The sequence below is a fragment of the Streptomyces sp. NPDC002057 genome, assembly GCF_040296665.1.
Classification (GTDB): Bacteria; Actinomycetota; Actinomycetes; order Streptomycetales; family Streptomycetaceae; genus Streptomyces.
Map to the genome: position 1 here is coordinate 56,866 of NZ_JBEOXR010000031.1, position 24,849 is coordinate 81,714.

The window sequence follows — 24,849 nt, forward strand, 5'->3', positions numbered from 1 at the left end:
GCCCCCTATCGTCAACCTGACGACAAGGGGGTTTCTTCATGGCCGACATCACCCGGCGGGCCGGCTGGCGCCATCTGCGCTCCGCGCCCACCGCGCACATCCGCCACCAGAGCCGCGGCCGGCTCGTGCACGACGGCGAGGGGCTGAGCTTCTGGTTCCGGCCGCTCACCGCCGCCCTCTCCGAGGTCCCGGTCAACGACCGCGAACTGGCGATGGCCTTCCACGCCCGCACCGCCGACTTCCAGGACGTCAGCGTCCAGTCCACCGTCACCTACCGGATCGGCGACCCGGCCGCCGCGGCCACCCGGCTCGACTTCTCCATCGACCCCGACACGGGCGCCTGGCGCGGCGCCCCGCTGGAGCAGATCGCCACCCTGCTCACCGAGACCGCGCAGCAGCACGCCCTCCACGTCCTCGCCCGCACCGCGCTGGCCGAGGCGCTCGTCGACGGCGTGGCGGCGGTACGGGACCGCGTCACGGACGGACTCGCGGCCGAGCCCAGGCTGCCCGCCACCGGCATCGAGGTCGTCGCCGTCCGCGTGGTGGCCATCCGCCCCGAACCCGAGGTCGAACGCGCGCTGCGGACCCCCGCCCGCGAGCAGATCCAGCAGGAGGCCGACCGGGCCACGTACGAGCGCCGCGCGGTCGCCGTCGAACGCGAACGCGCCATCGCGGAGAACGAGCTCGCCAGCAAGATCGAGCTGGCCCGGCAGGAGGAGCGGCTCGTCGAACAGCGCGGCACCAACGCGCGCCGCGAGGCCGAGGAGAACGCCGCCGCCGACGCGGTACGCGCCGAGGCCGAGGCCGTGCGCACGGTGCGCCTCGCACGGGCCGAGGCGGAGGCGGCACGCGAGGTCGGCGAGGCGCGCGCCGGGGCGCAGTCCGCGTGGCTGCGGGCCCACACCGAGGTGGAACCCGCCACCCTGCACGCCCTCGCGGTGACCCGCGCGGCCGAGAACCTCCCGAGGATCGAGCACCTGACGCTCTCGCCGGACGTGCTGACCGGGCTGCTCGCCAGGCTCGGCGAGGGCGGTGCGCGACCGTGAGCCTCGCGCCGCGCGCGGTGCTCGTGCACCGGACCACGGAGTACGAGGAGCTGCTCGCCCGGCACGGGACGCACGGCCAGGCCGCGTTCTTCCTCTCCGCGCGCGGCCGCTCGGTCGACGCCGTGCGCGAGCGGCACGAGCGCACCCGCCGGGCGCTCGCCGAGGTGGCGGGCGCGGTGCCGCTGACGTGGCGGCAGACCAGGGTCGAGCGGGCCGACCTGGACCGGTTCCTGTTCGGCCCCGAGGACGTGGTGGTCGTGGTCGGACAGGACGGTCTCGTCGCCAACGCGGCGAAGTACCTGACCGGGCAGCCCGTCATCGGGATCGACGCCGACCCGGGGCGCAATCCGGGCGTTCTGGTCCGCCACCGCGCGGACCGGGCGCGCCGGCTGCTGCCGTACGCGGCGGAGGCCGGGGCGGCGGTCGACGAACTGACCATGGTGGAGGCCGTCACCGACGACGCCCAGCGGCTCCTCGCCCTGAACGAGATCTACGTCGGGCCGCGCGGGCACCAGACGGCGCGCTACACGCTGGAGCTGGACGCGACGGAGGTGGCGCCCGAGCCCCAGGCCTCCTCGGGCGTGCTCGTCGGCACCGGCACGGGGGCCACGGGGTGGCTGCGGTCCCTGTGGGAGCAGCGCTCCAGCTCCCTCGCCCTGCCCGCGCCGGCGGACGCCCGGCTCGCCTGGTTCGTCCGGGAGGCCTGGCCCTCCCCGACGACCGGCACCAGCCGGGTCGAGGGCCTCCTCGACCCGGGCCAGGGTCTGCGCCTGACCGTCGAGTCGGACCGGCTGGTCGCGTTCGGGGACGGCGTCGAGTCGGACGCGCTGGAGCTGACGTGGGGCCAGACCGTCCGCCTCACGGTCGCCGGACCGCGCCTGCGTCTCGTCCACTGAGGGGGCGCGCGAGGGCCGGTGGGCGCGCGGCCGGAATCGATCGGCCGTGGGCGGGTCGGGGTGCGTGCGGCGTTATGCTCGGTGCGCTTTGCCCGGTTTTCGGTCCGGGCGCCTCCCGCTGTCCGTCCGGGCGCCCGCCCGCTCCCGGCTGTCGAAGGGACCCCCATGGCCTCCGTCTCCCCCGGCTCGCTCTCCGTCTCCCCCGCCACGGCGCGGGAGTGGGAGCCGGTGCGGTCCTGGGCCGCCGGGGAAGGGTGGAACCCCGGGCTCTCGGACGCGTCGGCGTTCTTCGCGCAGGACCCCCGGGGGTTCTTCCTCGGCCGGGTCGACGGGGAACCGGTCTCCGCCATTTCCGTCGTCACCTACGACGACGCGTACGCCTTCCTCGGGTTCTATCTCGTGCGCCCGGACCTCCGGGGCCTCGGCCACGGTCTGGCGACCTGGCGGGCCGCGCTCGCCCACGCGGGCGGCCGCTCCGTCGGGCTGGACGGGGTGCCCGCGCAGCAGGACAACTACCGGCGCTCCGGCTTCACGACGGCGTACCGCACGGCGCGGTACGTGGGCGAGGTCCCGGCCCCGGACAGCCCGCCGGCCGGTGTGGTGGCCGCCGCGTCGGTGGACCCGGCCGCCCTCGCCGCGTACGACAGCGCCTGCCACCACGCCGACCGGCCGCGGTTCCTCTCCGCCTGGCTGACCACGCCCGGCCACCGTGCGCTGGTCAGGGTCGTGGACGGGCGGCCGACCGGATACGGGGTGGTCCGCCCCGCGCAGGACGAGGCGCGGGTCGGTCCGCTCTTCGCGGACACCCCGGCCGACGCGGCCGCCCTGCTCGACGCGCTCGCCGCGGAGGCGCGGGAGTTCGGCTCGGCCCGGATCGCGGTCGACATGCCGGAGTCGAATCCGGCGGCGGCCCGGCTGGCCGGGGAGCGGGGGCTCGAGCCGACGTTCGAGACGGCGCGGATGTACACGGGGCCGGTCCGGCCGGTGCCGCGCGAGCGCGTCTTCGGTGTGACGACGCTCGAACTGGGCTGAACCCTCCGTTCCGCGCGCGGCGGTCGGACCTCCCCTCACCGACCCCCCACCGCCCTGTGAGGGGTGACAAGGGTTTTCCCCGTATCGGGTTCACCCCCCCGTTCCCTACTGTCCTCCGCACCGGCAGATATCATCCCCCGAACGCACCCTGACAGGTGCATGAGGAGGGTGGTGTCCGCCGGTGACGGCCTTGACCCGGGCCGTCGCGCCGGTGGCGGCGCACGGGCCCCCCAAGCCCAGGGACTGCCGGACCGCGACCCCACTTCGCCCCGTGTGTCCCGCGCCGCCGCCACTGCTCCGCAGTTACGTCGTACTCGAAAGGGCCACACCTTGAACGGTTCCAGGCGGAGAGTCATATCCGTGGTCGCGAGCGCCGCGATCCTCGGCGCCGCTGCCACGACCGGGGCGATCGCCGCCGCCCCGGGCGCTGCCACCCCGAAGCCCGCACCGGCTTCGCAGACCATGCGGGCGCTCCCCAGCGCCCCGGTCGAGAAGGTCATCGTCACCTACAAGAGCCAGGCCGCCGAGGCCGGCTCCAACACCGCCGCGAAGGGCGACACGGCCGAGAAGGCCGCGAAGACGGGCGAGAAGCTCTCCTTCGAGCGTCGCCTCGCCGGCGGTGGCGCCCTGGTCGACCTGGGCGACAGCGCCACCAAGCAGGACCTGACGGAGGTCATGGACGCGTTCCGCGCCGACCCGTCCGTCGCCTCCGTCGAGCCCGACATCCGCGCCTACGCGATGGCGGTCACGCCGAACGACACCGACTACGCCAAGCAGTGGGACCTCTTCGAGCCCACCGGTGGCATGAACGTTCCCGCGGCCTGGGACAAGACGACCGGCTCGGGCGTCACCGTCGCCGTCATCGACACCGGCTACGCCGCCCACACGGACCTGGCGGCCAACGTCGTCTCCGGGTACGACTTCATCTCGACCTCCGCCGACGCTCGCGACGGCAACGGCCGCGACGCGGACCCGAAGGACGAGGGCGACTGGAACGCCACCGACAACGAGTGCGGCCTCGGCTCCAAGGCGTCCAACTCCTCCTGGCACGGCACCCACGTGGCCGGCACCATCGGCGCCGTCACGAACAACACCAAGGGCATCGCGGGCATCGCGTACAACGCGAAGATCCAGCCCGTGCGGGTGCTCGGCAAGTGCGGCGGCTCGTCCTCCGACATCGCCGACGCCATCACGTGGGCCTCCGGCGGCACCGTGCCGGGCGTCCCCGCCAACGCGAACCCGTCCAAGGTCATCAACCTGAGCCTGGGCGGCGCCAGCTCCACCTGCCCGAGCGTCTACCAGACCGCGATCAACGGCGCCGTCTCGCGCGGCACCACCGTCGTCGTCGCCGCGGGCAACAGCAACGCCAACGCCTCCGGCTTCACCCCCGCGAACTGCGCCAACGTCATCAACGTGGCGTCGACCAGCCGTGAGGGCAACCGGTCGTACTACTCCAACTTCGGCACCATCGTGGACGTGGCCGCGCCCGGCGGCGAGACCCGTCGCTCCACCGACACGCCCGGTACCGTCACCACCCCCGAGAACGGCATCTACTCCACGCTGAACTCGGGCACGACGACCCCGTCGGCCGAGAACTTCAAGCCCTACCAGGGCACCTCGATGGCGGCGCCGCACATCGCCGGCCTCGCCGCCCTGCTGAAGTCGGCCAAGAGCACGCTCACCCCGGCCGAGATCGAGTCCGCGATCAAGACCAACGCCCGCCCGCTGCCCGGCACCTGCACCGGCGGCTGCGGCACCGGCATCGCCGACACCGCGAAGACCGTGGACGCCGTCACCGGCACCACCAACCCGCCGACCGGCACCGTCTTCACCAACGCGACCGATGTCACGATCGTCGACAACGCCACCGTGTCCTCCTCGATCGCCGTCACCGGCCGCGCCGGCAACGCCCCCGCCGCCCTCAAGGTCGGCGTGGACATCAAGCACACCTGGCGCGGGGACCTGGTCATCGACCTGGTCGCCCCCGACGGCACGGTGCGCAACCTCAAGGCGTCCTCCTCCTCGGACAGCGCCGACAACGTCGTGACCACGTACACGGTCGACGCGTCGAGCGAGGTCGCCAACGGCACCTGGAAGCTTCAGGTCCGCGATGTGGCCTCGGGTGACACCGGCTACATCAACACGTGGAGCCTCACCTTCTGACGCACCACTGATCCACCTCTGACCCACCCCCCACATCAGCATCATTGCTGGTCAGCGACGCGCTCGTGGTCTACACCACGGGCGCGTCCTGGCGTGGTGACGAGCCGCTCCGGCGGGGCTCGCTGTCCGTATGCCGGACAAGGGGCCTGGACTCCGCCGGTGGGCTCCGTATTCTCTGCCCACGGGGCTCATGGGCCGGGGGCCCGAGCGCCGGAGGTGGTGGACCAGTGACGACAGCTCCGTACCTCGGCCTGCGCCCTGCGGGCACGGGGGGTCCCCCCGCGCCGGTGGGCCGCGAGGAACTCCTCGCCCGGCTCGAACGCGCCCTCGGCACCCGGGGCCGCGCCCTGCTCACCGGACCGGCCGGCGTCGGCAAGACCGAGGTCGCGCTCGCCGAGGCGAACCGCGCCGAGGCGCGCGGCGAGACCGTGCTGTGGCTGGCGACCCTGCCGTCCGACCGCGAGATACCCGGGGCGTCGGCCGCCGCGCTCGTGGCCTCGGTCGCGGCGACCGTGACCTGGCCGGGACCGGTCACCACCGGGCAGGAGACGTCCTGGGTCTTCGACGAGCTGCCCGGACCCCAGCGCACCGCCGTCGCCATGCTCTGCCGCGAGGCGCCGATCGACGCCGGCGGCTGGGACCCGATCGCGCTCCGGCTCGGCATCGCCCAGATCCTGCGCACCCTGACCTGCCGGGGCCCCGTCCTCCTCGTCGTCGACGGCGTGCAGCACGTCGACCCGGACAGCGCGGACCTGCTGCGGTTCGCCCTCCACCTGGCACCGCCCGCCCTGCGGGTGGTGGCCGTCGAGACCCCGGAGCCGTACGGCGAGGCGGGCGAGCCCTACCGCGCGCCCCACCGCCCCGAGGACCCGCACGCCGCCCACCTCTGGGTGCCGTCCGAGGCCGACGTGCTGCTCGTCCCCCCGCTGCACGCCGACGAGATCGCCGAACTCCTCATCCACCACCGCCTCCCCTCCCGGATGGCCGGCCGCATCCACCGCGCCAGCGGCGGCAACCCGCGGCTCGCGCTCGCCGTCGGCCGCTCCCTCGCCGACGCGCGGACCCCGGTGCACCACGCGGAGGCCCTGACGCTCTCCGGGCGGGCCCGCGACCTCGCCCGGCAGCTCCTGGGCGCCGCGCCCCTCGCCGTACGCGAGAGCCTGCTGCTGGCGGCCCTCGCGCTGCGCCCCTCCTCGACGCTGGTACGGCGGGCGGGACGGCCCAACGCCGAGGCGGACCTCGCGGCCGCCGAGCGGGCCGGGCTCGTCTCGCTCGCCGAGGACGGCTCCGTGACCTTCACCGCGGGACTGCTGCCCTCCACCCTGGTCCACGACGCCTGCTGGGCCGAGCGGAGCGCCGGACACGCGGCCCTCGCCGAGGTCGTGGACGACCCCGTGGAGGCGGTACGGCACCGGGCGCTCGCCACCGACAGCCCGGACGAGGAGCTCGCCGCCGAGGTCGCGGCCGCCGCCGACCTGGCCCGGCGGCGCGGGAACAGCGCGCTCGCCGCCGAACTGGCCCTCCTCGCCGCCGAGTCGACGCCGGGCCGGCACGGCACCCGCCGGATCGCACGGCTCGTCGACGCCGCGGAGGAGGCCGCCCGGGCGGCCCGCGCCGACCTGGCGATGCGGGCCGCCACCGATCTGCTCGCCCGGGACGCGGCCCCGGCGGACCGCGTCAGGGCGCGGCTCGCGGTGCTCGACACGGCCGGCCAGGGGCTGACCGGGCTCGACGAGATGTACGTCCACGCCATGGAGGACTCGGAGGGCGACACCGCGCTGCGGGCCGCCGTACAGCTCCGGCTCGCCGTCAAGTACGTGCTGGCGGACGGCGATCCGCAGCGTTCGCGGACGGCGGCCGTCGAATCGGCCGCGCTCGCCGCCTCGATGGGCGATCCGCGCACGGCGGCGCAGGCCCTGACCGTCCAGGCCCGTATGGAACGGGCCCTCGGCTCACCGGACGCCGACGCCGTGCTCGCGCAGGCCCGCGCCCTGGAGCTGGCCGAGCGTCCGCTCGGCATCCGCAACGCCGCGCAGATCCTGACGATCCGGCACGCCCTCTTCGACGACCGGCTGACGGACGCCCGCGACGAACTGGGCGCGCTCCTCCCGCTGGTGCAGCGGCGCGGCTCCGTCGAGGACGCTATCGAGCTCTTCCGCACCCTCGCCGAGGTCGAGTCCCGCATCGGCCCCTGCTCCGCCGCGCTCGCGCACGCCGGTCAGTCCCTCGCGCTCACCCTGGAGGCGGGCCTCTCGCCCGGTCCCGCCTGGTACGCGCTCGCGCTCGCGGAGACGGCGGGCGGCAGCTTCGCGCGGGCGGCGAGCTACGCCCGGCGCAGCGTCCAGGCCTCGGAGGAGGAGGGCGACCGGGTCTTCCTCTCCCGCAGCCGGTACGCGCTCGGCCGGGTCCAGCTCATCAACGGCGACGTGGCCGCCGCCCTGGAGACGCTGCGGCGCGTCCAGGCGGACGAGCGTGCCCAGTCGACCGTGGACCCGTCGATGCTGCGCTGGCACGAGGAGCTGGCCGAGGCGCTGCTCGCCCACGACGCGGGCGACGAGGCCCTGGCGCTCCTGGAGGAGGTGCGGCCGGTCGCGGCCCGGCTCGGCCGGGCCACCGTCCTGCTGGGCTGCGACCGGGCGTACGCCCTGTGGCTCGCGGCGGAGGGGCGGACGGACGAGGCGGCGGAGCTGCTGACCCGCACGGCCGAGGCCTTCGGACGCGCCGGGCTGCCCCTCGAACGGGGCCGGGCGCTGATCGCCCTCGCCCGGGTGGAGCGCCGCAGACGGCGCCGGTCGGCGGCGCAGAGCGCACTGCAGGCGGCGGCCTCGGTGTTCGAGCGGGCCGGGGCGGCCCCCTGGCTCGCCCTCGCGAGCGAGACCCCGGCGGGGGTGAGCGGCGAGAACCCCGGGAGCGGTTCGGCGGGCGAGGAGTCGCCCCCCGCGCTCTCCTCGCTGACGGAGGCCGAGTTGCGGCTCGCCCGCCTGGTGGGCCAGGGCGCCAGCAACCAGGAGGCGGCGGCGAAGCTGTACCTGAGCGTGAAGACGGTCGAGGCGCGGCTGACCCGGATCTACCAGAAGCTCGACGTGCGTTCCCGGGCCCAGCTGGCGACGGCGCTCAGACCGTAGCCGGTCGCCGGGCCGGAGCGACCGACCGGGCGACCTGGCCGGGCGCACGACCGAGCGCCGGGCCGGGGCGGCCGATCGAGACGGCCGGCCGGTCCGAGCGATCGGCCCGGTCTGCGGAGGAGAGCGGCTGATCGAGTGGCCCGCGCCCGGGTGCCGAGCGCCGGCCGGTCCGCGCGGTACCTACCTCGTATGAACCCTTCCGATCCCCCGCCCCCTCCGGGCGCGGACGCGCTCGCCGACCGCACCGGCTACGACGAGGCCTTTCTCGGCCCCGTCGTCCCGCTGCCGCTCCCGGCCCGGGCATCGGTCCGTACGGTGGTCCTGCCGTACACGCACTTCACCGTGGTCTTCCGTCCCGACCGGCGTCTGGCGGCGGCGACGGCCGTGTGCGTCGAGGGGCGGGAACTCCACGAGGACGTACCCCGGGACGACGTCTGGGAGTTCGACCCCCGGCTCCCCGAGGAGGAGCAGGCGGGCGAGGAGGTCTACCGGAACAACAGTCTCGAACACGGCCATCTCGTCCGGCGGCTCGACCCGGTCTGGGGACCCCCGGCCGTGGCCGTCCGCGCCAACGGGGACACCTACCGCTTCACCAACGCCGCTCCCCGGGGCGACGGCTTCAACACGGGCAAGCAGCTCTGGCAGGGCCTGGAGCACCACCTGCTCGACCACGCCGCCGCGGACGAACGGCGGCTGGCGGTCCTGACCGGCCCGGTGCTCCAGGACTCCGACCCGCCCTACCGGGGGATCCAGGTGCCGATGCGCTTCTGGAAGGTGGCCGCGTTCCTCCGGGACGGGGTGCTCACCGCCGCCGCGTTCGTCCTCGACCAGAGCCCCGACCTCGGCCGGGACGCGGAGCGGGCGCTCGCGGGGGCGACGTCGGGTGCACCCCCGCCGCTCGGCCCGTTCCGTACGTACCAGGTGCCGGTCGCGGACGTCGCGGAGATCACGGAGCTGGAGCTCGGGCCGCTGCCGGACGTCGACGTGATGCCGGCGACGCGGGCGCCCGAGGAGCGGTGGCGGCGCCTGGAGTCGTACGGGGACATCCTGCTGCACCCTTGACCGCCCCGGACCCTCGGGTGGGCGGCCGGGCGGGCGTCGTCGGGACCCGCCCGGCTCCCGCACCGGCCCACCCGGCCGTCCGGGTTACCGCTCCGGCAGGACGGCGGTGTACACGCCTCGGGCGGTGGTCCCGTCGGGACGCCGCCACTCGGCGGTGACCCGGCCCCCGCCGTCCGGGGCGGCGTCCGCGTCCGTCTCCGCGCGGAGCACGCGTCGTACGCGCAGGGTCAGGGGCGCGGGCGCGCCGGGTGTCCGCACCACCACGTCGGAGTGGTCGGGGCCTTCCGTGACCCGTACGAGCTCCGCGTCGGCCGCGCTCGCCCCGGCGGCGGGCGAGACGGCGACCGTCGGGTCGGGGGTGTCGGTCAGGGACTGGTCCTGGGCCTCGGCGCGGCCGGTGTGGAGTGCGTACAACTGCGCGACGAGCACCGGGTCGTGGGTGCCGTCGTAGATCCAGCGCCTGCCGAGGACGCCGTGCTCGGAGGTGCCGATGAGGGCCTCGTCCGCGCCCTCCAGCGGGCCGGCGCGGTACGTCATGGGGACGAGGTACGCGGCGGCCTCGTCGCCCTCGCCGTCGGCGACCACCATGAACTCGATGCCGACCTCGCCCGCCGGGTCGTCGAGCCGGAAGCCGCCCACCCTCGCCGGCCGCGGCTCGCCGCCGGTGTACCACGCGCGGGTCGGGAGCCACGCGGTGAGCAGTTCGAGCTTGGTGGGCTGCAGGGTGGTGCGGTGGACGACGGCCATCGTGCGGGTCTCCCTCTCGTACGTGATCCGGGCAGCCCGCAAGGTAACAGACCCGGCCCGGGCGGACGTCGCCCGAGCGGGAGCCGGCCGGCGTCCGGGCACCCGCTCTCCCGGCGCGCGCTCCGGCCTCACGGCGACCACCAGGCTGATAATGTCAGAAATGCCGCATTTGACCTGCGACACGTCACCGTGCCGCCGCACCACGGGAGCAGGAATGACCGGTGGACCCGAGCCCATCAGCACCGTCGCCCGCAAGGCACTGGAGCGGGAGCTCGACGACCTGCGGACCGAACGCGAGGCCGTCGCCGTCACCCTGCGGGGCGGCGGCGGTGACCAGACCGGCGACCGGGCCGACCAGGCCGACGAGCTGGAGCGCGCCTCGGAACTCACCCGCCTGGACCGCCGTATCGACGAGATCGACGGACGGCTGCGCGAGGCGGACGCCGCCGGCGCTCCCCCCACCGACGCCATCGGCGTGGGCAGCACCGTGAAGGTGCGGTTCGAGGACGGCACCGAGACGACCGTCCAGATCGGCGAGGTCGCGGCGGTGCTCGACCGGACCATGGTCACCGCCGACAGCCCGCTCGGCAGCGCGCTGCTCGGCCACCACGCGGGCGACACCGTCACGTACGTGACTCCCGAGGGACGGACGACCGCGGCCGTGCTGTCCCTCGGCGACTAGGGCCTGTCGTCACCTTCCCGCCGTCGCCCGGAGGGCGGCCCCGCGGCGTCCGGTGCGTACTCTCGGCGTGCCGGGCGCCCCGGCCCCTCAGCCCGTGACGATCCCGGTGACGAGGTTGATGGTGGTGGCGAGGATGCTGGCGCCGAAGACGTACGACAGCAGGCAGTGGCGGAGGGCGACCGAACGGATCGTCGTGCTGGAGACGTTGGTGTCGGAGACCTGGTAGGTCATGCCGAGGTTGTAGCTGAAGTAGAGGAAGTCGCTGTACCTGGGCGGCACCTGTGAGTTGAAGTCGATCCCGCCGCCCGGTTCCCGGTAGAAGATGTAGGCGTAGCGGGCGGCGTACATCATGTGCAGGGCCGCCCAGGACATGAAGACCCCGCCGAGCGCCGTCGCGGCGGCGGCGTGGCTCAGGTCCGACCTGCCGACCAGGAGCAGCACCACGATGCCGACGAGGCCGCCCACCGCGGTCGCGACGACGACCAGCTCCTCGACGAGGGGGCGGAACTCCTCGCGGCGTGCGTTGCGGTGGGTGGTGGCGGCGTCCATCGGCCACAGGGTGATCCACCCGGCGACGACGAACACGGTCTCCGCCACGGCGATCCCGGAGAGGACGCCCAGCGGCACGTGGGTGAGGGCGGCGACCAGGGCGCCGGCCGCCGCCCCCACGACCGCCGAGGCGGCGAGGCGGGGTACGGCGGCGAGCAGCGGCGGACTGTTCATGGCGGGCACTCCAGGGGTCCGGGGTGGGCGGGCCGCTCCGCGGGTCCGGGCCGGCGCTCCGGGCGGCACTCCAGGGGGCCGGCCGGGCACTCCAGGGGCCCGGGCCGGGCCGGGGTCAGGCCTCCAGGACGACGACCGCCTCGTCGGTGTACGTCCGGAAGGTCAGCGTCTCCTGGAAGTACAGCTGGACGCTGTTCGCGTCGTGCCCGGTGTAGCCGATCGCCAGGTCCTGGCCGAGGACGAGCTCGAAGTCGCCGCCGCGGGTGGAGAGGACGAAGCCGCCCCGGAGGGCCGGCGCCCAGATCGGGGAGCCGTCGAGCATGCGGCCCAGGTGCGCCGCGATCGGGTAGCCGTGGTCGGAGGTCTCGCTGACCGCCCGGTACTCGTCGGGGCCGAGCAGCAGCGCGTACGGCCCGTCGACACCGGCGAGGCGCAGCGCGGTGAGCGCACGGCTGACGGCGTCGGGGTAGTCGCGCGCCTCGGCGGGCAGCTGGACGACGGGGTTGGAGGACCGGGCGCGCAGACCGTCGACGCCCGCCGCCCGGTACCCGTCGAAGACCGTGCGGTCCTCGGCGAACGCCATGGCGCGCGCCGCGTCCTTGACGGGCTGCCAGTCGGAGTCCTTCGCGCCCCGCTCGACGTCGTCGACGGCGGCCCGGTCGACGGTGAACGGCACCCTGAGCTCGAAGAGGGGCCGCGCCTCGCGGAGCCGTGCGGTGACGCCGGGGGCGGGCGCGTCCATGGCGCCGAGGTGTCCCGTACCGACGGCGGCGAGTTCCGGCCCCGCCGGGTCGGGGACGTCGACGACGCGTCGGCCCGCCACGTTGCGCCGGAAGGTGCGGCGGGCCTCCTCCTCGATCTCGGCCCAGGCCGCGGGGGTGATCGGGGCGAGTTCGCGGTGCAGGTTGTCCGTGTCGGCTCCGCGGTGCGGGGTGCTCGTGTCATCGGGGGTCGTCATGGGGCTCAGGCTCCTTTCAGGCCGCCGATGCCGAGGGAGTCCCCCCGGCGGGCGGCGGCCGGCGGCGCGGCGGGCGGGTCGTCGAGGAGGTCGGCGCTCGGCACGAAGAAGAGGCCGCCGGTGACGGCCCTGGAGAAGTCGAGAATGCGGTCCGTGGTGCCCGGCGGGTCACCGAGGAACATGTTGCGGAGCATCCGTTCGGTGACGTCGGGGGTCCGCGCGTACCCGATGAAGTACGTGCCGAACTCCGCGTCGCCGATCTGCCCGAACGGCATGTTCGCGCGGAAGATCTGCCGCTCGGTGCCGTCCTCGTCGACGATCGTGTTCAGGGCGACGTGCGAGTCCGCCGGCTTCACGTCGTCGGGCATCTCCACGTTGGAGCCCTTGGCGCGTCCGATGACGTGCTCCTGCTGCTCGACGGTGAGGCCGTCCCAGGCCGGCATGTCGTGGAGGTACTTCTGCACCATGACGTAGCTGCCGCCCCGGAAGTCGGGGTCCTCGTCGCCGATGTGGACCGCGTCCAGCGCCACCTGCCCGCCGGGGTTCTCGCTGCCGTCGACGAACCCGAGGAGGTCGCGCTCGTCGAAGAACGAGAAGCCGTGCACCTCGTCGACGACGGTCACCGAGGCTCCCAGCCTCTCCACGACCTGCCGGGCCAGCTCGAAGCAGAGGTCCATGCGTGTGGCGCGCAGATGGAGGAGCAGGTCACCGGGGGTGGCCGGGGCGCGGTGGCGGGGCCCCCGCAGGGCCGGGAAGGGGTGGAGTTCGCGGGGGCGGGGGCCGCCGAAGAGCCGGTCCCAGCCCTCGGAACCGATCCCGGCGACACAGGTGAGGCCGGAGTCCGGGGAGCGGAAGGACACCGAACGGGTCAGGCCCGTCACGTCCTGGAGCGCCTCCCGCACCTCGGCCTCACCACCGGGGTTGACGGTGGCCACCAGGGACACGGCCGCCCGCGAGGGTGGGGCGACGACGGGCTGGACGACGACCATGGGACTCCCCCATACATACCGAGAACGGCATAAAAGGACAGCGTCAGCGTAGGCGCGCGTGATCCGGTACGCAGCCCGGCACGCGCCCCCGCCGAGACCGACCGGCGCAGGTCGCACACCCCCCGCCCAGGCCGAATGGCACGGGTGGTGAGGCGGGCATAGCCTGCCCGAAGGGGTCCTTTTCGTCCCGCCGCGTCCCATGTCTCCGCATGGGGAGAGGGTGAAGCGCCGTGAGCACCGACCAGGAAGCCCCGAGCCCCCAGGACGCGCCGGAACCCCTGGAACCCAGGGTGGGCCCCACCCCCGAGGGCGATCCCGAGTTCCACCCCTATCACCACCCCGCCGCCGGCTGGGGCGCGGCCAAGAGCGTCACCGGCTTCCTCGTGCGCGAGGGGGCCCTGGTGGACGGCCCGCGCGCGATCATGCGGATGAACCACGAGAACACCGGTTTCGACTGTCCCGGCTGCGCGTGGCCCGACGACACCAAGGGGCTGCACCTGGACATCTGCGAGAACGGGATCAAGCACGTCACCTGGGAGATGACCCGCAAGCGGGTCGGCCGCGAGTTCTTCGCGGCGCACTCGGTGTCCGAGCTGGCCGAGTGGAGCGACTACGACCTCGAGAACGAGGGCCGGCTGACCGAGCCGATGGTCTACGACCCGGACTCCGACCACTACGTGCCCCTCACGTGGAAGGACGCGTTCGAGGTGGTCGGCCGGGCCCTGCGCGGCCTCGACGACCCGAACGAGGCGTCGTTCTACACCTCGGGACGCCTCGGCAACGAGGCCACCTTCCTCTACCAGCTGATGGCCCGCGAACTGGGCACCAACAACCTGCCCGACTGCTCCAACATGTGCCACGAGGCCAGTGGCCGCGCCCTCCAGGCCTCCCTGGGGACGGGCAAGGGCACCGTCGACCTCCAGGACTGGGAGACCGCCGACGCGCTGTTCATCTTCGGGGTGAACGCCGCCTCCAACGCGCCCCGGATGCTGACCGCCCTCGCCGAGGCCCACCACCGCGGCGCCCAGATCGTGCACGTCAACCCGCTCGTCGAGGCGGCCGCCACCCGCACCATCGTCCCGCACGACTTCACGGACATGGCCCTCTTCAAGGCGACCAAGACCAGCACGCTGAACCTCCAGCCCCGCATCGGCGGCGACATGGCGCTGATCCGCGGCATGGCCAAGGCGATCCTGGAGCGGTCCGCGACCGACCCCAAGGCGCTCGACCGGGAGTTCGTCGACCGGCACACCGCCGGATTCGACGCGTACCGCGCGGTGTGCGAGGCCACCCCGTGGGAGGAGATCGAGCGGCAGTCCGGACTGAGCCGCGCCGACGTCCTCAAGGCCGCCCAGGTGTACGGCGAGGCCGACCGCTCCATCGTCAGCTGGTGTCTGGGCCTCACCCAGCACGAGCACGGCGTCGACACCGTCCGCGAGATCGTCAACCTGCTGTTGCTCCGCGGCAACCTGGGCCGTGAGGGCGCCGGCCCCTCCCCCGTCCGCGGACACAGCAACGTCCAGGGCAACCGCACCTGCGGCATCGACCACCGCCCGAGCGACGCGTTCCTCGACCGGCTCGCCGAGGTCTGCGCGATCGAGCCGCCGCGCGAGCACGGCCTGGACACCGTCCGCACCATCGAGGCGATGGGGCGCGGCGAGATCAAGGTGTTCGTCGGCATGGGCGGCAACTTCGCCCTCGCGGCCCCCGACACCCCGCTCACCTACGCGGCGCTGCGCACCTGCGACCTCACCGTCCAGGTGAGCACCAAGCTCAACCGCAGCCACATCGTCCACGGCGCGCGGGCCCTCATCCTGCCGTGCCTCGGCCGCACCGAGAAGGACCACCAGCGCAAGGGGGTCCAGAGCACCTCCGTCGAGGACTCGATGAGCATGGTGCACCTGTCGATCGGCATGAAGCGCCCGGCGTCGACGCAGCTGCTGTCCGAGCCGGCCATCGTGGCGGGCATGGCGCGTGCCGCGCTCCCCGACAGCGCCACGCCCTGGGAGTGGTACATCGAGGACTACGACCGCATCCGGGACACCATGGCCAAGGCCCTGGACGGCTTCGAGGACTTCAACCGGCGGGTGCGTCTGCCGCTCGGCTTCCGCATCAAGCAGCCGGCCCGCGAACTGGTCTTCCTCACCCCGTCCGGGCGCGCCGAGTTCTCCAGCGCCCCGCTGCCCGACGTCGTGCCCGAGCCCGGCAAACTGGCCCTGGGGACCATGCGCTCCCACGACCAGTGGAACACCACGATCTACTCGGACAACGACCGCTACCGGGGCGTCAAGAACCTGCGCACCCTGGTCTTCATGAACCGGGCCGACATGCGGGAGCGCGGGATCACCGACATGCAACCGGTCGACATCACGTCCACCGCGAAGGACGGGAGCCAGAGGCACCTGAACGGCTACCTCGCGATCCCGTACGACATCCCCCGCGGCTGCGCGGCCGGGTACATGCCCGAGATGAACGTGCTGTGCGCGCTCGTCGACTACAGCACCCAGAGCGACCAGCCGATCATGAAGCACGTGAAGGTGACCATCGAGCCGGCCGCCGCCTGACCGCGCGCCCGGCCCTTCCCGTACAGCGTGCGTCACGGCGGTCGAACCCGGTGAACCGGGGGTCTTCCCCGACCCCCGATTGGCAAGGCCGTCTCTCCGTCTCTCCTCGTGAACCCCGCCGATCCGGAGGCGCCGCCCCCGAGGGAGTCGTGGTCCGCCTCGAACGCACCCCGTGCCTCCGCTCCGCACGACCCCCGTGCCTCCGCTCCGCACGACCCTCGTGACAGAGTCGTACACGGCCGCCCGGAGAGGCACGACCACCACACCGTCGGAGCGGCGCTCCGAGGAGAGGAGCGAACCATGGGACGAGTGACCGTACGGCGGCGCGTCCTGCGCGTGCGGGAGGGTGACTCCTCCTACCGCCCGGACACCCTGGCCGCCGAGGAACCGATGGAGATCCGGGTCGGCGGGCGCCCGCTGACGGTGACCATGCGCACCCCGGGCGACGACTTCGACCTCGCGGTCGGCTTCCTGGTGAGCGAGGGCGTGGTGCACCGGGCCGAGGACGTGGCCGGCATCCGCTACTGCGCGGGCGCCACCGCCGACGGCGGCAACACGTACAACGTGGTCGACGTCGGCCTGGCCCCCGGGGTGGCGGCCCCGGACGCGTCCCTCGAACGGAACTTCTACACGACGTCCTCGTGCGGCCTGTGCGGCAAGGCCAGCCTGGACGCGGTGCGCACCACGGCCGCCTGGTCGGTCGCCGAGGACCCGCTGCGGATCGGGACGGACGCGCTGGCCGCCCTCCCCGACCGGCTGCGCGCGGCCCAGAAGGTGTTCGACAGCACCGGCGGGCTGCACGCGGCGGGGCTCTTCACGGCCGACGGCGAGCTGGTGTGCCTCCGGGAGGACGTCGGTCGGCACAACGCCGTCGACAAGGTCGTCGGCCACGCCCTGCGGTCCGGGCTCCTTCCGCTGCGCGGGTCGGTCCTGATGGTGAGCGGCCGGGCCTCGTTCGAGCTGGTGCAGAAGGCGGTGATGGCCGGCATCCCGCTGCTCGCGGCGGTCTCGGCGCCGTCCTCGCTCGCGGTCGACCTCGCCGCGGAGAGCGGCCTGACCCTGGTCGGTTTCCTGCGCGGCTCCTCGATGAACGTGTACACGGGCGACGAGCGGCTGCTCCCGGTGCCGGTGGCCTGACCAGGGGCGCCGGACCCGGCGGGAACGGCCGGACGGGCTCTCAGTCCGCCTGCCGCTCCCCGTCCGGGGGAAGGCCCACGTCCTCGCGGTCCTCCTCCAGGCGCTCCTCGAGCTCCTCCTCGTCCGGGCGGCGGGGCATCCCGCGGCCGTGGCCGGTGTCGGGGTCGCCCTCGACCTCTTCGTTCGACTTGTGGTGGTGATGGGCCATCGGTCACTCCTCACCTTCGGGGGCGGGCGCCTCGGGGGTCCCGGCGCCGTCGCCCTTACTGATCGTGCAGTGCAGGGAGTCGTCGATCACGTCGGCGACGATCGTGTCCCCGGGATCGGCCTCTCCGCCGAGCAGCAGGGAGGCGACGCGGTTGTCGAGTTCGGCCTGGATCGTGCGGCGCAGCGGGCGGGCGCCGAACTCCGGCTGGTAGCCGTGGGCCACGAGCAGCTTCTTCGCCGCGTCCGTGACCTCCAGGGTCAGGCCCTGCGCGCGCACCCGGTGCTTGCTGCGGTCCAGGAGGTGGTCGACGATCTCCGAGAGGTCCGCCTCGGTGAGGCTGTGGAAGACGATGATGTCGTCGATGCGGTTGAGGAACTCGGGCAGGAAGCGCCCGCGCAGATCCTCCATCAGCTCTTCCTTGAGCTCCGCCGCGTCGCCCTGGTGGGCGAGGATGCGATGGGCGCCGATGTTGGACGTCATGATGATGACGCAGTGCCGGAAGTCGACCGTGCGGCCCTGCCCGTCGGTGAGCCGCCCGTCGTCGAGGATCTGGAGCAGGGTGTTGAAGACGTCGGGGTGCGCCTTCTCCACCTCGTCGAACAGCACCACGCTGTACGGGTTGCGCCGGACCTTCTCGGTGAGCTGACCGGCCTCCTCGTACCCCACGTACCCGGGAGGCGCGCCGACCAGCCGGGCGACCGTGTGCTTCTCCTGGAACTCGCTCATGTCGAACCGGATCATCCGGTCCTCGTCGCCGAACAGCAGGTCGGCGAGGGTCTTGGCGAGTTCGGTCTTGCCCACGCCGGTGGGTCCCAGGAAGAGGAACGAGCCGACGGGCCGGTTCGGGTCGCCCATGCCGGCGCGGCTGCGGCGCACGGCCTCGGAGACCGCCGTGACGGCCTCCTCCTGGCCGACGATCCGGGCGTGCATCTCCTCCTCCAGCTTGAGGAGCTTCTCCTTCTCGCTGGCGGTGAGCTGGGAGACCGGGATGCCGGTGCGGCGCGAGACGATGTCGGCGATGTCGGAGGCGGTGACGGAGACGACGCCCTCGCGACGCTCCTCGATGCCGGCGAGTTCGCCCTCCGCGTCGGCGATCTGCCGCTTGAGGTCCGAGGCCTTCTCGAACTGCTCGGCGGAGACGGCCTGGTCCTTCTCGCGGCGCAGCTTGGCGAGGCTGTCCTCGCGGCTGACGACCTCGGTGGAGCGGTTGGCGCTGCGCAGCCGTACGCGCGCGCCCGCCTGGTCCATCAGGTCGATGGCCTTGTCGGGCAGGAAACGGTCGCTGATGTACCGGTCGGAGAGCACGGCGGCCGCCGTGAGGGCTCCGTCGGCGAACCGGACCTGGTGGTGGGCCTCGTACGCGTCGCGGAGTCCTTCGAGGATCTGCACGGTCTCCTCGACCGTGGGCTCCGGGATGAGGACGGGCTGGAAGCGGCGTTCGAGGGCGGCGTCCTTCTCGATGTGCTTGCGGTACTCGTCGATCGTCGTCGCTCCCACGACGTGCAGCTCGCCGCGCGCGAGGGCGGGCTTGAGCATGTTGCCCGCGTCCATGGAGCCCTCGCCCGTCGCGCCCGCGCCGACGACCGTGTGGAGTTCGTCGATGAACAGGATGATGTCGCCACCGGCCTGCTGGACGTCCTCGATGACCTTCTTGAGGCGTTCCTCGAACTGACCCCGGTACTGTGCGCCGGCCACCATCCCCGACAGGTCGAGGGAGACGACCCGCTTGTCCTTCAGGGTGTCGGGCACCTCCCCGGCGACGATGCGCTGGGCGAGGCCCTCGACGATGGCGGTCTTGCCGACGCCGGGTTCGCCGATGAGCACGGGGTTGTTCTTGGAGCGCCGGGAGAGGATCTCGATGGTCTGCTCGATCTCGTCCGCGCGGCCGACCACCGGGTCGAGCCTGCCGGCCTTCGCCTCGTCCGTCAGGTCCCGGCCGAACTCGTCCAGAGTGGTGGCCGGCTGCTTCTGCTGCTTCCCGGCCGGCGGAGCGCCCCCGTCGGAACGGGCCGCCTGGTCCGTGAGGCCGCGCAGCTTCTTGACGTCCATGTCGTCCGCGCGCATGAGCCGGGTGGCGCCCGAGTCGGCGTCGTCGAGGAGCGCCGCGAGGATGTGCTCGGGGCCGATGTACGAGACACCCGCCTCCTGCGAGCGGCCGTAGGCGGCGGCCAGGGTGCGCTTGGCGGCGGGGGTGAGTCCGGGCTCCGAGGAGGGCTCGCCGGCCTCCCGGGGCAGCACCTCGTCGAGCTGGGCCGCGAGCGCCTCGGGGTCCACCCCGACCTGGGACAGCAGCCGGCGCGAGGGATCGACCTGGGTCGCCGCCCACAGGAGGTGTTCCGTGTCGAGGTCGGAGGTACCGTCCTCGACCGCCTTGCGGGCGGCGAGGTTGAGGAGTTCGTGCGAGGACTCGGTCAGCAGGCGCCCGATGGGGACGCGCTGCACCGCTGGGGGCGACGACGCCGGCGACATTCCGAAGAAGCGATTCAGCATGTCGCTGAACGGATCGGACGAACCGAACGGTGAACCGAACGCCATCGACATGTCAGCTCCAGAGACGCACGAGGGGGCATTCCCACTCAAACGTGACGCGCATGGCTCCGCAACCGGAGTCCGGCCCCCACGGAATCGCGCGCCGGGGGCCGGGGGTACGAGCCGCCCGACACCACGGAATCGCGCGCCGGGGCGGGGGCAACGGGCAGTCCGACCCCACGGAATCGCGCACGGGGCCTGGTGAGAAGGACCGCCCCCTCCCCCCCTCCGGGCCGACACGCCCGCCCTCCCCTTACGGGTCGCAATCCCCGCCACGGCGGTGCTCGCGCCGACGATGACACCATGACGTCCGCGATCCCCCCGAACACCCCCGGCCCCCAGCTCCGCGCCGGGGCCCTCGTCCGGAACCCCAAGCTGTGGCTCGTGCCGACCGTGCTGAGCGCACTGGTCGCCGTGGGCCTCTCGCTCCTCTACATGGGCGGCATCCTCAACCCGACCGACAACCTGCACAGGCTGCCCGTCGCCCTGGTCGACGAGGACCGGGGCGCCCCGCTTCCCGGGCAGCGGGAGAACCTCGGGAAGCAGATCACCGACGCGATCGTCTCCGACGGCTCGTCGAGGACCGACGTCGACTGGCGGCGGCTCGACCGCGCGGCGGCCCAGGACGCCCTGGCGTCGGGCAAGGTCTTCGGCGCCCTGGTCGTCCCGGCGGACTTCACCGCCTCCGTCGCGGCCCTGACCACGAACCGGGCCACGGAACGGCCGACGCTCACCGTGCTCACCAATCCCGGCGTCGGCAGTCTGGGTTCCTCCCTGACCTCACAGATCAACCAGAGCGCGGCCCACCGGGCCTCGCTCACGATCGGCAAGCAGCTCGCGGCCTCCACCGCCGTCCCGACCACCCGGCTGCTCCTCACCGACCCGGTGGCCGTCACCACACAGGTCGGCCATCCGATCGGCCGGCACAGCGGCCTGGGCCTGACGGCCTTCTACTACACCCTGCTGCTCGTCCTCGGCGGCTTCATCGGTGGCAACCTCGTCAACAGCGGCGTCGACACCGCGCTCGGCTACGCGGACAGCGAGATCGGCCCCTGGCACTCCCGCCACCCGACGGTGCCCATCAGCCGCACCCAGACCCTTCTCCTGAAGATGCTCATGACGGCGGGGATCTCGCTCCTCACCACGAGCCTCGTCATGGTGGCCACGATCACCGTCCTCGGCATGGACGCCTCGCACCTGCCGATGCTGTGGCTCTTCTCCTACTGCGCGACCGTCGCCGTCGGTCTGGGCGTCCAGGCCATCAACGCCGCCTTCGGCGGCATCGGCCAGCTCGTGTCGATGTTCGTCTTCATCGCCCTCGCCCTCCCCTCCTCCGGCGCGACCGTCCCCCTGGAGGCCACCCCCGGCTTCTACCGCTTCCTGGGCGTCTTCGAGCCGATGCACCAGCTCAGCGCCGGGGTGCGGTCCATCCTGTACTTCGACGCCCGCGCCGACGCCGGCCTGGCGCGCGGCTGGATCATGATCGCGGTCGGCATGGCCGCCGCCCTGGTGTTCGGCTTCGCCATGACCCACTACTACGACCGCAGGGGCCTGCGCCGTCTCACGCCGCAGCCCGCGTGACCCACCAGGACACCGGAGTCCGGACTACCGCCAGTCGTCGAAGGGCGGCGGCTCCTCCATCTCGTCCAGGTCGTAGGGCGGCTCCTCGTCGTACGGCGCGTCGGGCTCCGGCACGGAGACCGACGCGGCGGCGCGGGCGGGGGCGACCGCACGACCGGAACCGGAGCGCGAGGCAGAGCCCGAACCGGAGCGCGCGGCGGAGCCCGAACCGGAAGCGGGACCGGCGTCCGGGGCCGGACCGGGACCGGCGTCAGGAGCGGGGACCGTGCCGCCGCCCGCCGCGCCGGACTCGGCCAGCGCTTCGAGGACGCCCTCCGCGTACTTGGTGAGCTTGGCCTCGCCGACGCCACCGATGGTGCCGAGCTCCTCGACCGTGGCGGGGAGCCGCGTCGCGATCTCCCGCAGCGTGGCGTCGTGGAAGACGACGTACGCCGGTACGCCCTGCTCGCGGGCGGTCGCCGCCCGCCAGGCGCGCAGCGCCTCGAAGACCGGCACGGCCGCCGCCGGCAGATCGACCGGCACACGGGCGCCCTTCCCGGAGCGCGCCCCGGACTCCTTGCGGGAGGCGGCGGCCGGCGCCTTCTCCTTCCGGAGGGTGACGGTGCGGCGGCCGCCGAGCACCTCGCCGCTCTCCTCCGTGAGCACGAGGGTCCCGTAGTCGCCCTCCACCGCGAGGAGCCCCAGCGCGAGGAGCTGACGCACGACCCCGCGCCACTCCGCCGTCCCCAGCTCCGCACCGACGCCGAAGACGGAGAGCCCGTCGTGGTCGAACTGGATGACCTTCGCCGTCTTCTTGCCCTGCAGGATGTCGATGATCTGGCCGGCGCCGAACTTCTGGCGCCGCTCCTTGGCCAGCCGCCACACGGTGGACAGGAGCTTCTGCGCGGCGACCGTGCCGTCCCAGGACTCGGCCGGGGTCAGGCAGGTGTCGCAGTTGCCGCACGGAAGGCCGGACTGACCGAAGTACGCGAGGAGGCGCACCCGGCGGCAGTCGACCGTCTCGCAGAGCGCGAGCATGGCCTCCAGGTGCATGGCGAGGGAGCGCCGGTGCTGCTCGTCGCCCTCGGAGCCGTCGATCATCTTGCGCTGCTGGACCACATCCTGCAGGCCGTACGCCAGCCAGGCCGTGGCCGGCTCCCCGTCGCGGCCCGCGCGGCCGGTCTCCTGGTAGTAGCCCTCGACCGACTTCGGCAGGTCGAGGTGGGCCACGAAGCGGACGTCCGGCTTGTCGATGCCCATGCCGAAGGCGATGGTCGCCACCACGACGACACCGTCCTCCCGCAGGAAGCGGGACTGGTTCGCCGCGCGCGTCCGGGCGTCCATGCCGGCGTGGTACGGCACGGCGTCGATGCCGTTCTCCACGAGGAGGGCCGCGGTCTTCTCCACCGAGGCGCGGGAGAGGCAGTAGACGACTCCCGCGTCCCCGTCGTGCTCGGTCCTGATCAGTTCGAGCAGCTGCTTGTGCGGGCTGTTCTTCGGGACGATGCGGTACTGGATGTTCGGCCGGTCGAAGCCGGCGACGAAGTGCCGGGCGTCCTCCAGGCCGAGCCGCGCGGCGATCTCCTTGTGGGTGGCCTCGGTGGCGGTCGCGGTCAGCGCGATCCGCGGCACCTTCGGCCAGCGCTCGTGGAGCATCGAGAGCGCGAGGTAGTCGGGCCGGAAGTCGTGGCCCCACTGGGCGACGCAGTGCGCCTCGTCGATCGCGAAGAGCGACACCGTGCCCCGGTCGAGGAGCCGCTGGGTGCCCTCGGTCCGCAGGCGCTCGGGGGCCAGGTAGAGCAGGTCGAGCTCGTCGGCGAGGAAGGCCTGCTCGACGGCCTGCCGCTCGTACGGGTCCTGCGTCGAGTTGAGGAAGCCGGCCCGCACCCCGAGGGCCCTGAGCGCGTCCACCTGGTCCTGCATCAGGGCGATGAGCGGTGAGATCACGACGCCCGTGCCCTCTCTGACCAGGGCCGGGATCTGGTAGCAGAGGGACTTTCCGCCGCCGGTCGGCATCAGGACGAGGGCGTCGCCGCCGTCGACGACCTGCTCGATGATCTCCTGCTGCTCGCCTCGGAAGGAGCTGTAGCCGAAGACGCGGTGGAGCACCTGCGCAGCCTCGGAGCTCGTGGCTTCGGAGATCACGGCGGAACCGTCGGAAAGGACCATTCACCCACCCTATCGGCCCCCGCCGACACCCCGGCCGCACCGGGAAAACCTGTGGATAACCTCTCGCCGGCTCCGTTCCGGCCCGCACGACCGGGCTCGGTGACAGGTTTGAGGCAACGCGCGGGGCGAACCAGGCGTCCTCCCTCACAGGGACACACCGGCCGACACGACCGCCACGGCCACAGGGGACAGGACACATCATGAGCGACAAGGCCCGCACTCTCTTCGACGCCCTCGACCTCGACCACGACGGCACCCTGACGCGCGTCGAGATCATCAACGCCCTGCGGGCCAAGGGCCCGACCCTGGCCGCGCGGGGAGTGATCCCGTTCTGGGGCGTGGGGACCGCCGACGACGCCTCGGCCCTGTTCGACGCGGCCGACCAGAACGGCGACCGCGTCCTGTCGTTCGAGGAGTTCGCCACCCTCGTCGACCGCCGCTTCGGCTGGTGACCCCGGACCACCGCGCCCGGGACCGCCGTAAGCCTGACGACCGCGGGCGGGACCGCCGCCCAGCGAACCGTCCCGCGCCGGACCACCGCGCCCGGGACCGCCGTACGCCGGCCCGCCGCGCCCGGGGCCTGCGCCGCGCATGAGGAAGCCGGCACCGCGCTGCGCGCACGGTGCCGGCTGGGTCCGCCCGAAGGCCCGGCGGGAAGGCTCGCGACCGGTCAGGAGATCTCGGGGAGCAGCCCGGTGGCCGGGGCGGCCAGGTCGGTGAGCTGGCGGATCTGGTGGAGGTCGTTCAGCCGGTTGAGTCCGCCCAGCTGACCGGCGATGCCGGGGAACTGCGCGCGGGACTCCTCGGGAATCCCCATGGTGGTGAGGGCGTCGAGCTCGCTGATCGGGTTGATCGGGTTGATCGGCGGGCCGATCGGGCTGGTGGCGGCGACGGCCTGCGCCGACGCGCCGAGGCACGTGAAGGCGGCGGCGACGGCGAGGACCGAGGAGATGCGTCGTGTAGAGGTCACACCCTCACAACGGCCCGCCGCGCCGACGGACACGGCCACTCCCCCACCCACACCGCCCGAAAGCACCACCAAGGGGATGCCGCACGGGTGTCGGGCACCGGACGGCTCCTGTGTGCCGCCCGAGAGGTGGCCGGGCCGTCCGTACGCGGTGGCCGAGTGGCGCCCGGGGGCGGGACGGACGGCCCCGCACCGCGTGGCGACGCGGGGGATCGACCGCGCCGGGGTGGAACGTGTCCCTGTCCGCGACGCCCGCCGCCCGCGGCGGTCCGGGGGACGGCGGGTCCGGGGG

Annotated in this window: 19 protein-coding genes; 11 read left to right on the forward strand and 8 right to left on the reverse strand. The window is 73.5% G+C overall.

Annotated features, from left to right (window positions below; all coding sequences use genetic code 11):
- Positions 1-38: 38 nt before the first annotated feature.
- The 6 genes from ABT129_RS23285 (at position 39) to ABT129_RS23310 (ending at position 9,324) form a co-directional block, all read left to right on the forward strand.
- Positions 39-1,046 carry an SPFH domain-containing protein gene (locus ABT129_RS23285; protein WP_351904715.1) on the forward strand — a complete coding sequence of 336 codons (1,008 nt, stop codon included), beginning with the start codon at positions 39-41 and terminating at the stop codon, positions 1,044-1,046.
- Complete coding sequence (locus ABT129_RS23290; protein WP_351904718.1) at positions 1,043-1,942, forward strand: hypothetical protein; 900 nt, start codon at positions 1,043-1,045, stop codon at positions 1,940-1,942. Before ABT129_RS23285 ends, ABT129_RS23290 begins: the two co-directional genes overlap by 4 nt.
- A gap of 165 nt (positions 1,943-2,107) precedes the next feature.
- Complete coding sequence (locus ABT129_RS23295; protein ID WP_351904721.1) at positions 2,108-2,974, forward strand: GNAT family N-acetyltransferase; 867 nt, start codon at positions 2,108-2,110, stop codon at positions 2,972-2,974.
- A gap of 360 nt (positions 2,975-3,334) precedes the next feature.
- A complete protein-coding gene (locus tag ABT129_RS23300; protein WP_502981872.1) occupies positions 3,335-5,137 on the forward strand; it encodes a S8 family serine peptidase in 1,803 nt (600 codons plus the stop codon).
- Between the two features lie 227 nt (positions 5,138-5,364).
- A complete protein-coding gene (locus ABT129_RS23305; protein ID WP_351904724.1) occupies positions 5,365-8,262 on the forward strand; it encodes an AAA family ATPase in 2,898 nt (965 codons plus the stop codon).
- A gap of 189 nt (positions 8,263-8,451) precedes the next feature.
- Positions 8,452-9,324: a DNA/RNA non-specific endonuclease gene (locus ABT129_RS23310; RefSeq protein ID WP_351904727.1), complete on the forward strand. Its 873-nt coding sequence runs from the start codon at positions 8,452-8,454 to the stop codon at positions 9,322-9,324.
- 84 nt (positions 9,325-9,408) lie between these two features.
- On the opposite strand, the gene ABT129_RS23315 is transcribed toward ABT129_RS23310, so the two are convergent.
- Positions 9,409-10,071 (reverse strand): maltokinase N-terminal cap-like domain-containing protein, encoded by a 663-nt coding sequence (locus ABT129_RS23315; RefSeq protein WP_351904730.1) that lies wholly within the window; start codon positions 10,069-10,071, stop codon positions 9,409-9,411.
- Between the two features lie 214 nt (positions 10,072-10,285).
- On the opposite strand from ABT129_RS23315, the gene ABT129_RS23320 reads away from it, so the two are divergent.
- Entirely contained in the window at positions 10,286-10,753 is a 468-nt protein-coding gene (locus tag ABT129_RS23320) for a GreA/GreB family elongation factor (protein WP_351904733.1), read from the forward strand.
- Between the two features lie 87 nt (positions 10,754-10,840).
- On the opposite strand, the gene ABT129_RS23325 is transcribed toward ABT129_RS23320, so the two are convergent.
- From ABT129_RS23325 to ABT129_RS23335, 3 genes are all read right to left on the reverse strand, one after another.
- Positions 10,841-11,476, reverse strand: a complete 636-nt coding sequence (locus ABT129_RS23325) for a DUF1345 domain-containing protein (RefSeq protein ID WP_351904736.1) — start codon at positions 11,474-11,476, stop codon at positions 10,841-10,843.
- A gap of 115 nt (positions 11,477-11,591) precedes the next feature.
- Complete coding sequence (locus ABT129_RS23330) at positions 11,592-12,434, reverse strand: family 1 encapsulin nanocompartment shell protein (protein ID WP_351904739.1); 843 nt, start codon at positions 12,432-12,434, stop codon at positions 11,592-11,594.
- A 5-nt stretch (positions 12,435-12,439) separates the two neighbouring features.
- Entirely contained in the window at positions 12,440-13,423 is a 984-nt protein-coding gene (locus tag ABT129_RS23335) for a Dyp-type peroxidase (RefSeq protein ID WP_351904742.1), read from the reverse strand.
- Positions 13,424-13,653: 230 nt separating this feature from the next.
- On the opposite strand from ABT129_RS23335, the gene ABT129_RS23340 reads away from it, so the two are divergent.
- Both ABT129_RS23340 and fdhD read left to right on the forward strand, forming a co-directional pair.
- Entirely contained in the window at positions 13,654-15,987 is a 2,334-nt protein-coding gene (locus ABT129_RS23340) for an FdhF/YdeP family oxidoreductase (RefSeq protein WP_351904745.1), read from the forward strand.
- A 300-nt stretch (positions 15,988-16,287) separates the two neighbouring features.
- Complete coding sequence (gene fdhD / locus ABT129_RS23345) at positions 16,288-17,124, forward strand: formate dehydrogenase accessory sulfurtransferase FdhD (RefSeq protein ID WP_351904748.1); 837 nt, start codon at positions 16,288-16,290, stop codon at positions 17,122-17,124.
- A 40-nt stretch (positions 17,125-17,164) separates the two neighbouring features.
- Here the strand turns inward: fdhD and ABT129_RS23350 are convergent, their stop codons facing one another.
- Positions 17,165-17,332: a hypothetical protein gene (locus ABT129_RS23350; protein ID WP_351904751.1), complete on the reverse strand. Its 168-nt coding sequence runs from the start codon at positions 17,330-17,332 to the stop codon at positions 17,165-17,167.
- 3 nt (positions 17,333-17,335) lie between these two features.
- On the reverse strand, positions 17,336-19,873 hold the full coding sequence (locus tag ABT129_RS23355) for an ATP-dependent Clp protease ATP-binding subunit (protein ID WP_351904754.1): 2,538 nt from the start codon (positions 19,871-19,873) through the stop codon (positions 17,336-17,338).
- A gap of 291 nt (positions 19,874-20,164) precedes the next feature.
- Between ABT129_RS23355 and ABT129_RS23360 the strand changes: the two genes are divergently transcribed.
- Entirely contained in the window at positions 20,165-21,442 is a 1,278-nt protein-coding gene (locus ABT129_RS23360; RefSeq protein WP_351904757.1) for a YhgE/Pip domain-containing protein, read from the forward strand.
- Positions 21,443-21,466: 24 nt separating this feature from the next.
- On the opposite strand, the gene recQ is transcribed toward ABT129_RS23360, so the two are convergent.
- Complete coding sequence (recQ, locus tag ABT129_RS23365) at positions 21,467-23,590, reverse strand: DNA helicase RecQ (protein ID WP_351904759.1); 2,124 nt, start codon at positions 23,588-23,590, stop codon at positions 21,467-21,469.
- A gap of 200 nt (positions 23,591-23,790) precedes the next feature.
- On the opposite strand from recQ, the gene ABT129_RS23370 reads away from it, so the two are divergent.
- Positions 23,791-24,042, forward strand: coding sequence for an EF-hand domain-containing protein (locus tag ABT129_RS23370; protein WP_351904762.1), 252 nt, complete (start codon positions 23,791-23,793; stop codon positions 24,040-24,042).
- A 218-nt stretch (positions 24,043-24,260) separates the two neighbouring features.
- Here ABT129_RS23370 and ABT129_RS23375 read toward each other — a convergent pair whose 3' ends face one another.
- The gene (locus ABT129_RS23375) at positions 24,261-24,560 is read right to left on the reverse strand and encodes a hypothetical protein (RefSeq protein WP_351904765.1); all 300 of its coding nucleotides are present in this window, start codon (positions 24,558-24,560) and stop codon (positions 24,261-24,263) included.
- Between the last annotated feature and the right edge of the window lie 289 nt (positions 24,561-24,849).

Bases quoted from the DNA above. Each gene is read 5' to 3' on its own strand.
- ABT129_RS23295 (WP_351904721.1), top strand. From the start codon at position 2,108: ATGGCCTCCGTCTCCCCCGGCTCGCTCTCCGTCTCCCCCGCCACGGCG.
- ABT129_RS23355 (WP_351904754.1), bottom strand. From the start codon at position 19,873: ATGTCGATGGCGTTCGGTTCACCGTTCGGTTCGTCCGATCCGTTCAGC.
- ABT129_RS23350 (WP_351904751.1), bottom strand. From the start codon at position 17,332: ATGGCCCATCACCACCACAAGTCGAACGAAGAGGTCGAGGGCGACCCC.
- ABT129_RS23320 (WP_351904733.1), top strand. From the start codon at position 10,286: ATGACCGGTGGACCCGAGCCCATCAGCACCGTCGCCCGCAAGGCACTG.
- ABT129_RS23285 (WP_351904715.1), top strand. From the start codon at position 39: ATGGCCGACATCACCCGGCGGGCCGGCTGGCGCCATCTGCGCTCCGCG.
- ABT129_RS23360 (WP_351904757.1), top strand. From the start codon at position 20,165: ATGACGTCCGCGATCCCCCCGAACACCCCCGGCCCCCAGCTCCGCGCC.
- ABT129_RS23325 (WP_351904736.1), bottom strand. From the start codon at position 11,476: ATGAACAGTCCGCCGCTGCTCGCCGCCGTACCCCGCCTCGCCGCCTCG.
- ABT129_RS23330 (WP_351904739.1), bottom strand. From the start codon at position 12,434: ATGACGACCCCCGATGACACGAGCACCCCGCACCGCGGAGCCGACACG.
- ABT129_RS23315 (WP_351904730.1), bottom strand. From the start codon at position 10,071: ATGGCCGTCGTCCACCGCACCACCCTGCAGCCCACCAAGCTCGAACTG.
- fdhD (WP_351904748.1), top strand. From the start codon at position 16,288: ATGGGACGAGTGACCGTACGGCGGCGCGTCCTGCGCGTGCGGGAGGGT.
- ABT129_RS23310 (WP_351904727.1), top strand. From the start codon at position 8,452: ATGAACCCTTCCGATCCCCCGCCCCCTCCGGGCGCGGACGCGCTCGCC.
- ABT129_RS23370 (WP_351904762.1), top strand. From the start codon at position 23,791: ATGAGCGACAAGGCCCGCACTCTCTTCGACGCCCTCGACCTCGACCAC.
- ABT129_RS23335 (WP_351904742.1), bottom strand. From the start codon at position 13,423: ATGGTCGTCGTCCAGCCCGTCGTCGCCCCACCCTCGCGGGCGGCCGTG.
- recQ (WP_351904759.1), bottom strand. From the start codon at position 23,590: ATGGTCCTTTCCGACGGTTCCGCCGTGATCTCCGAAGCCACGAGCTCC.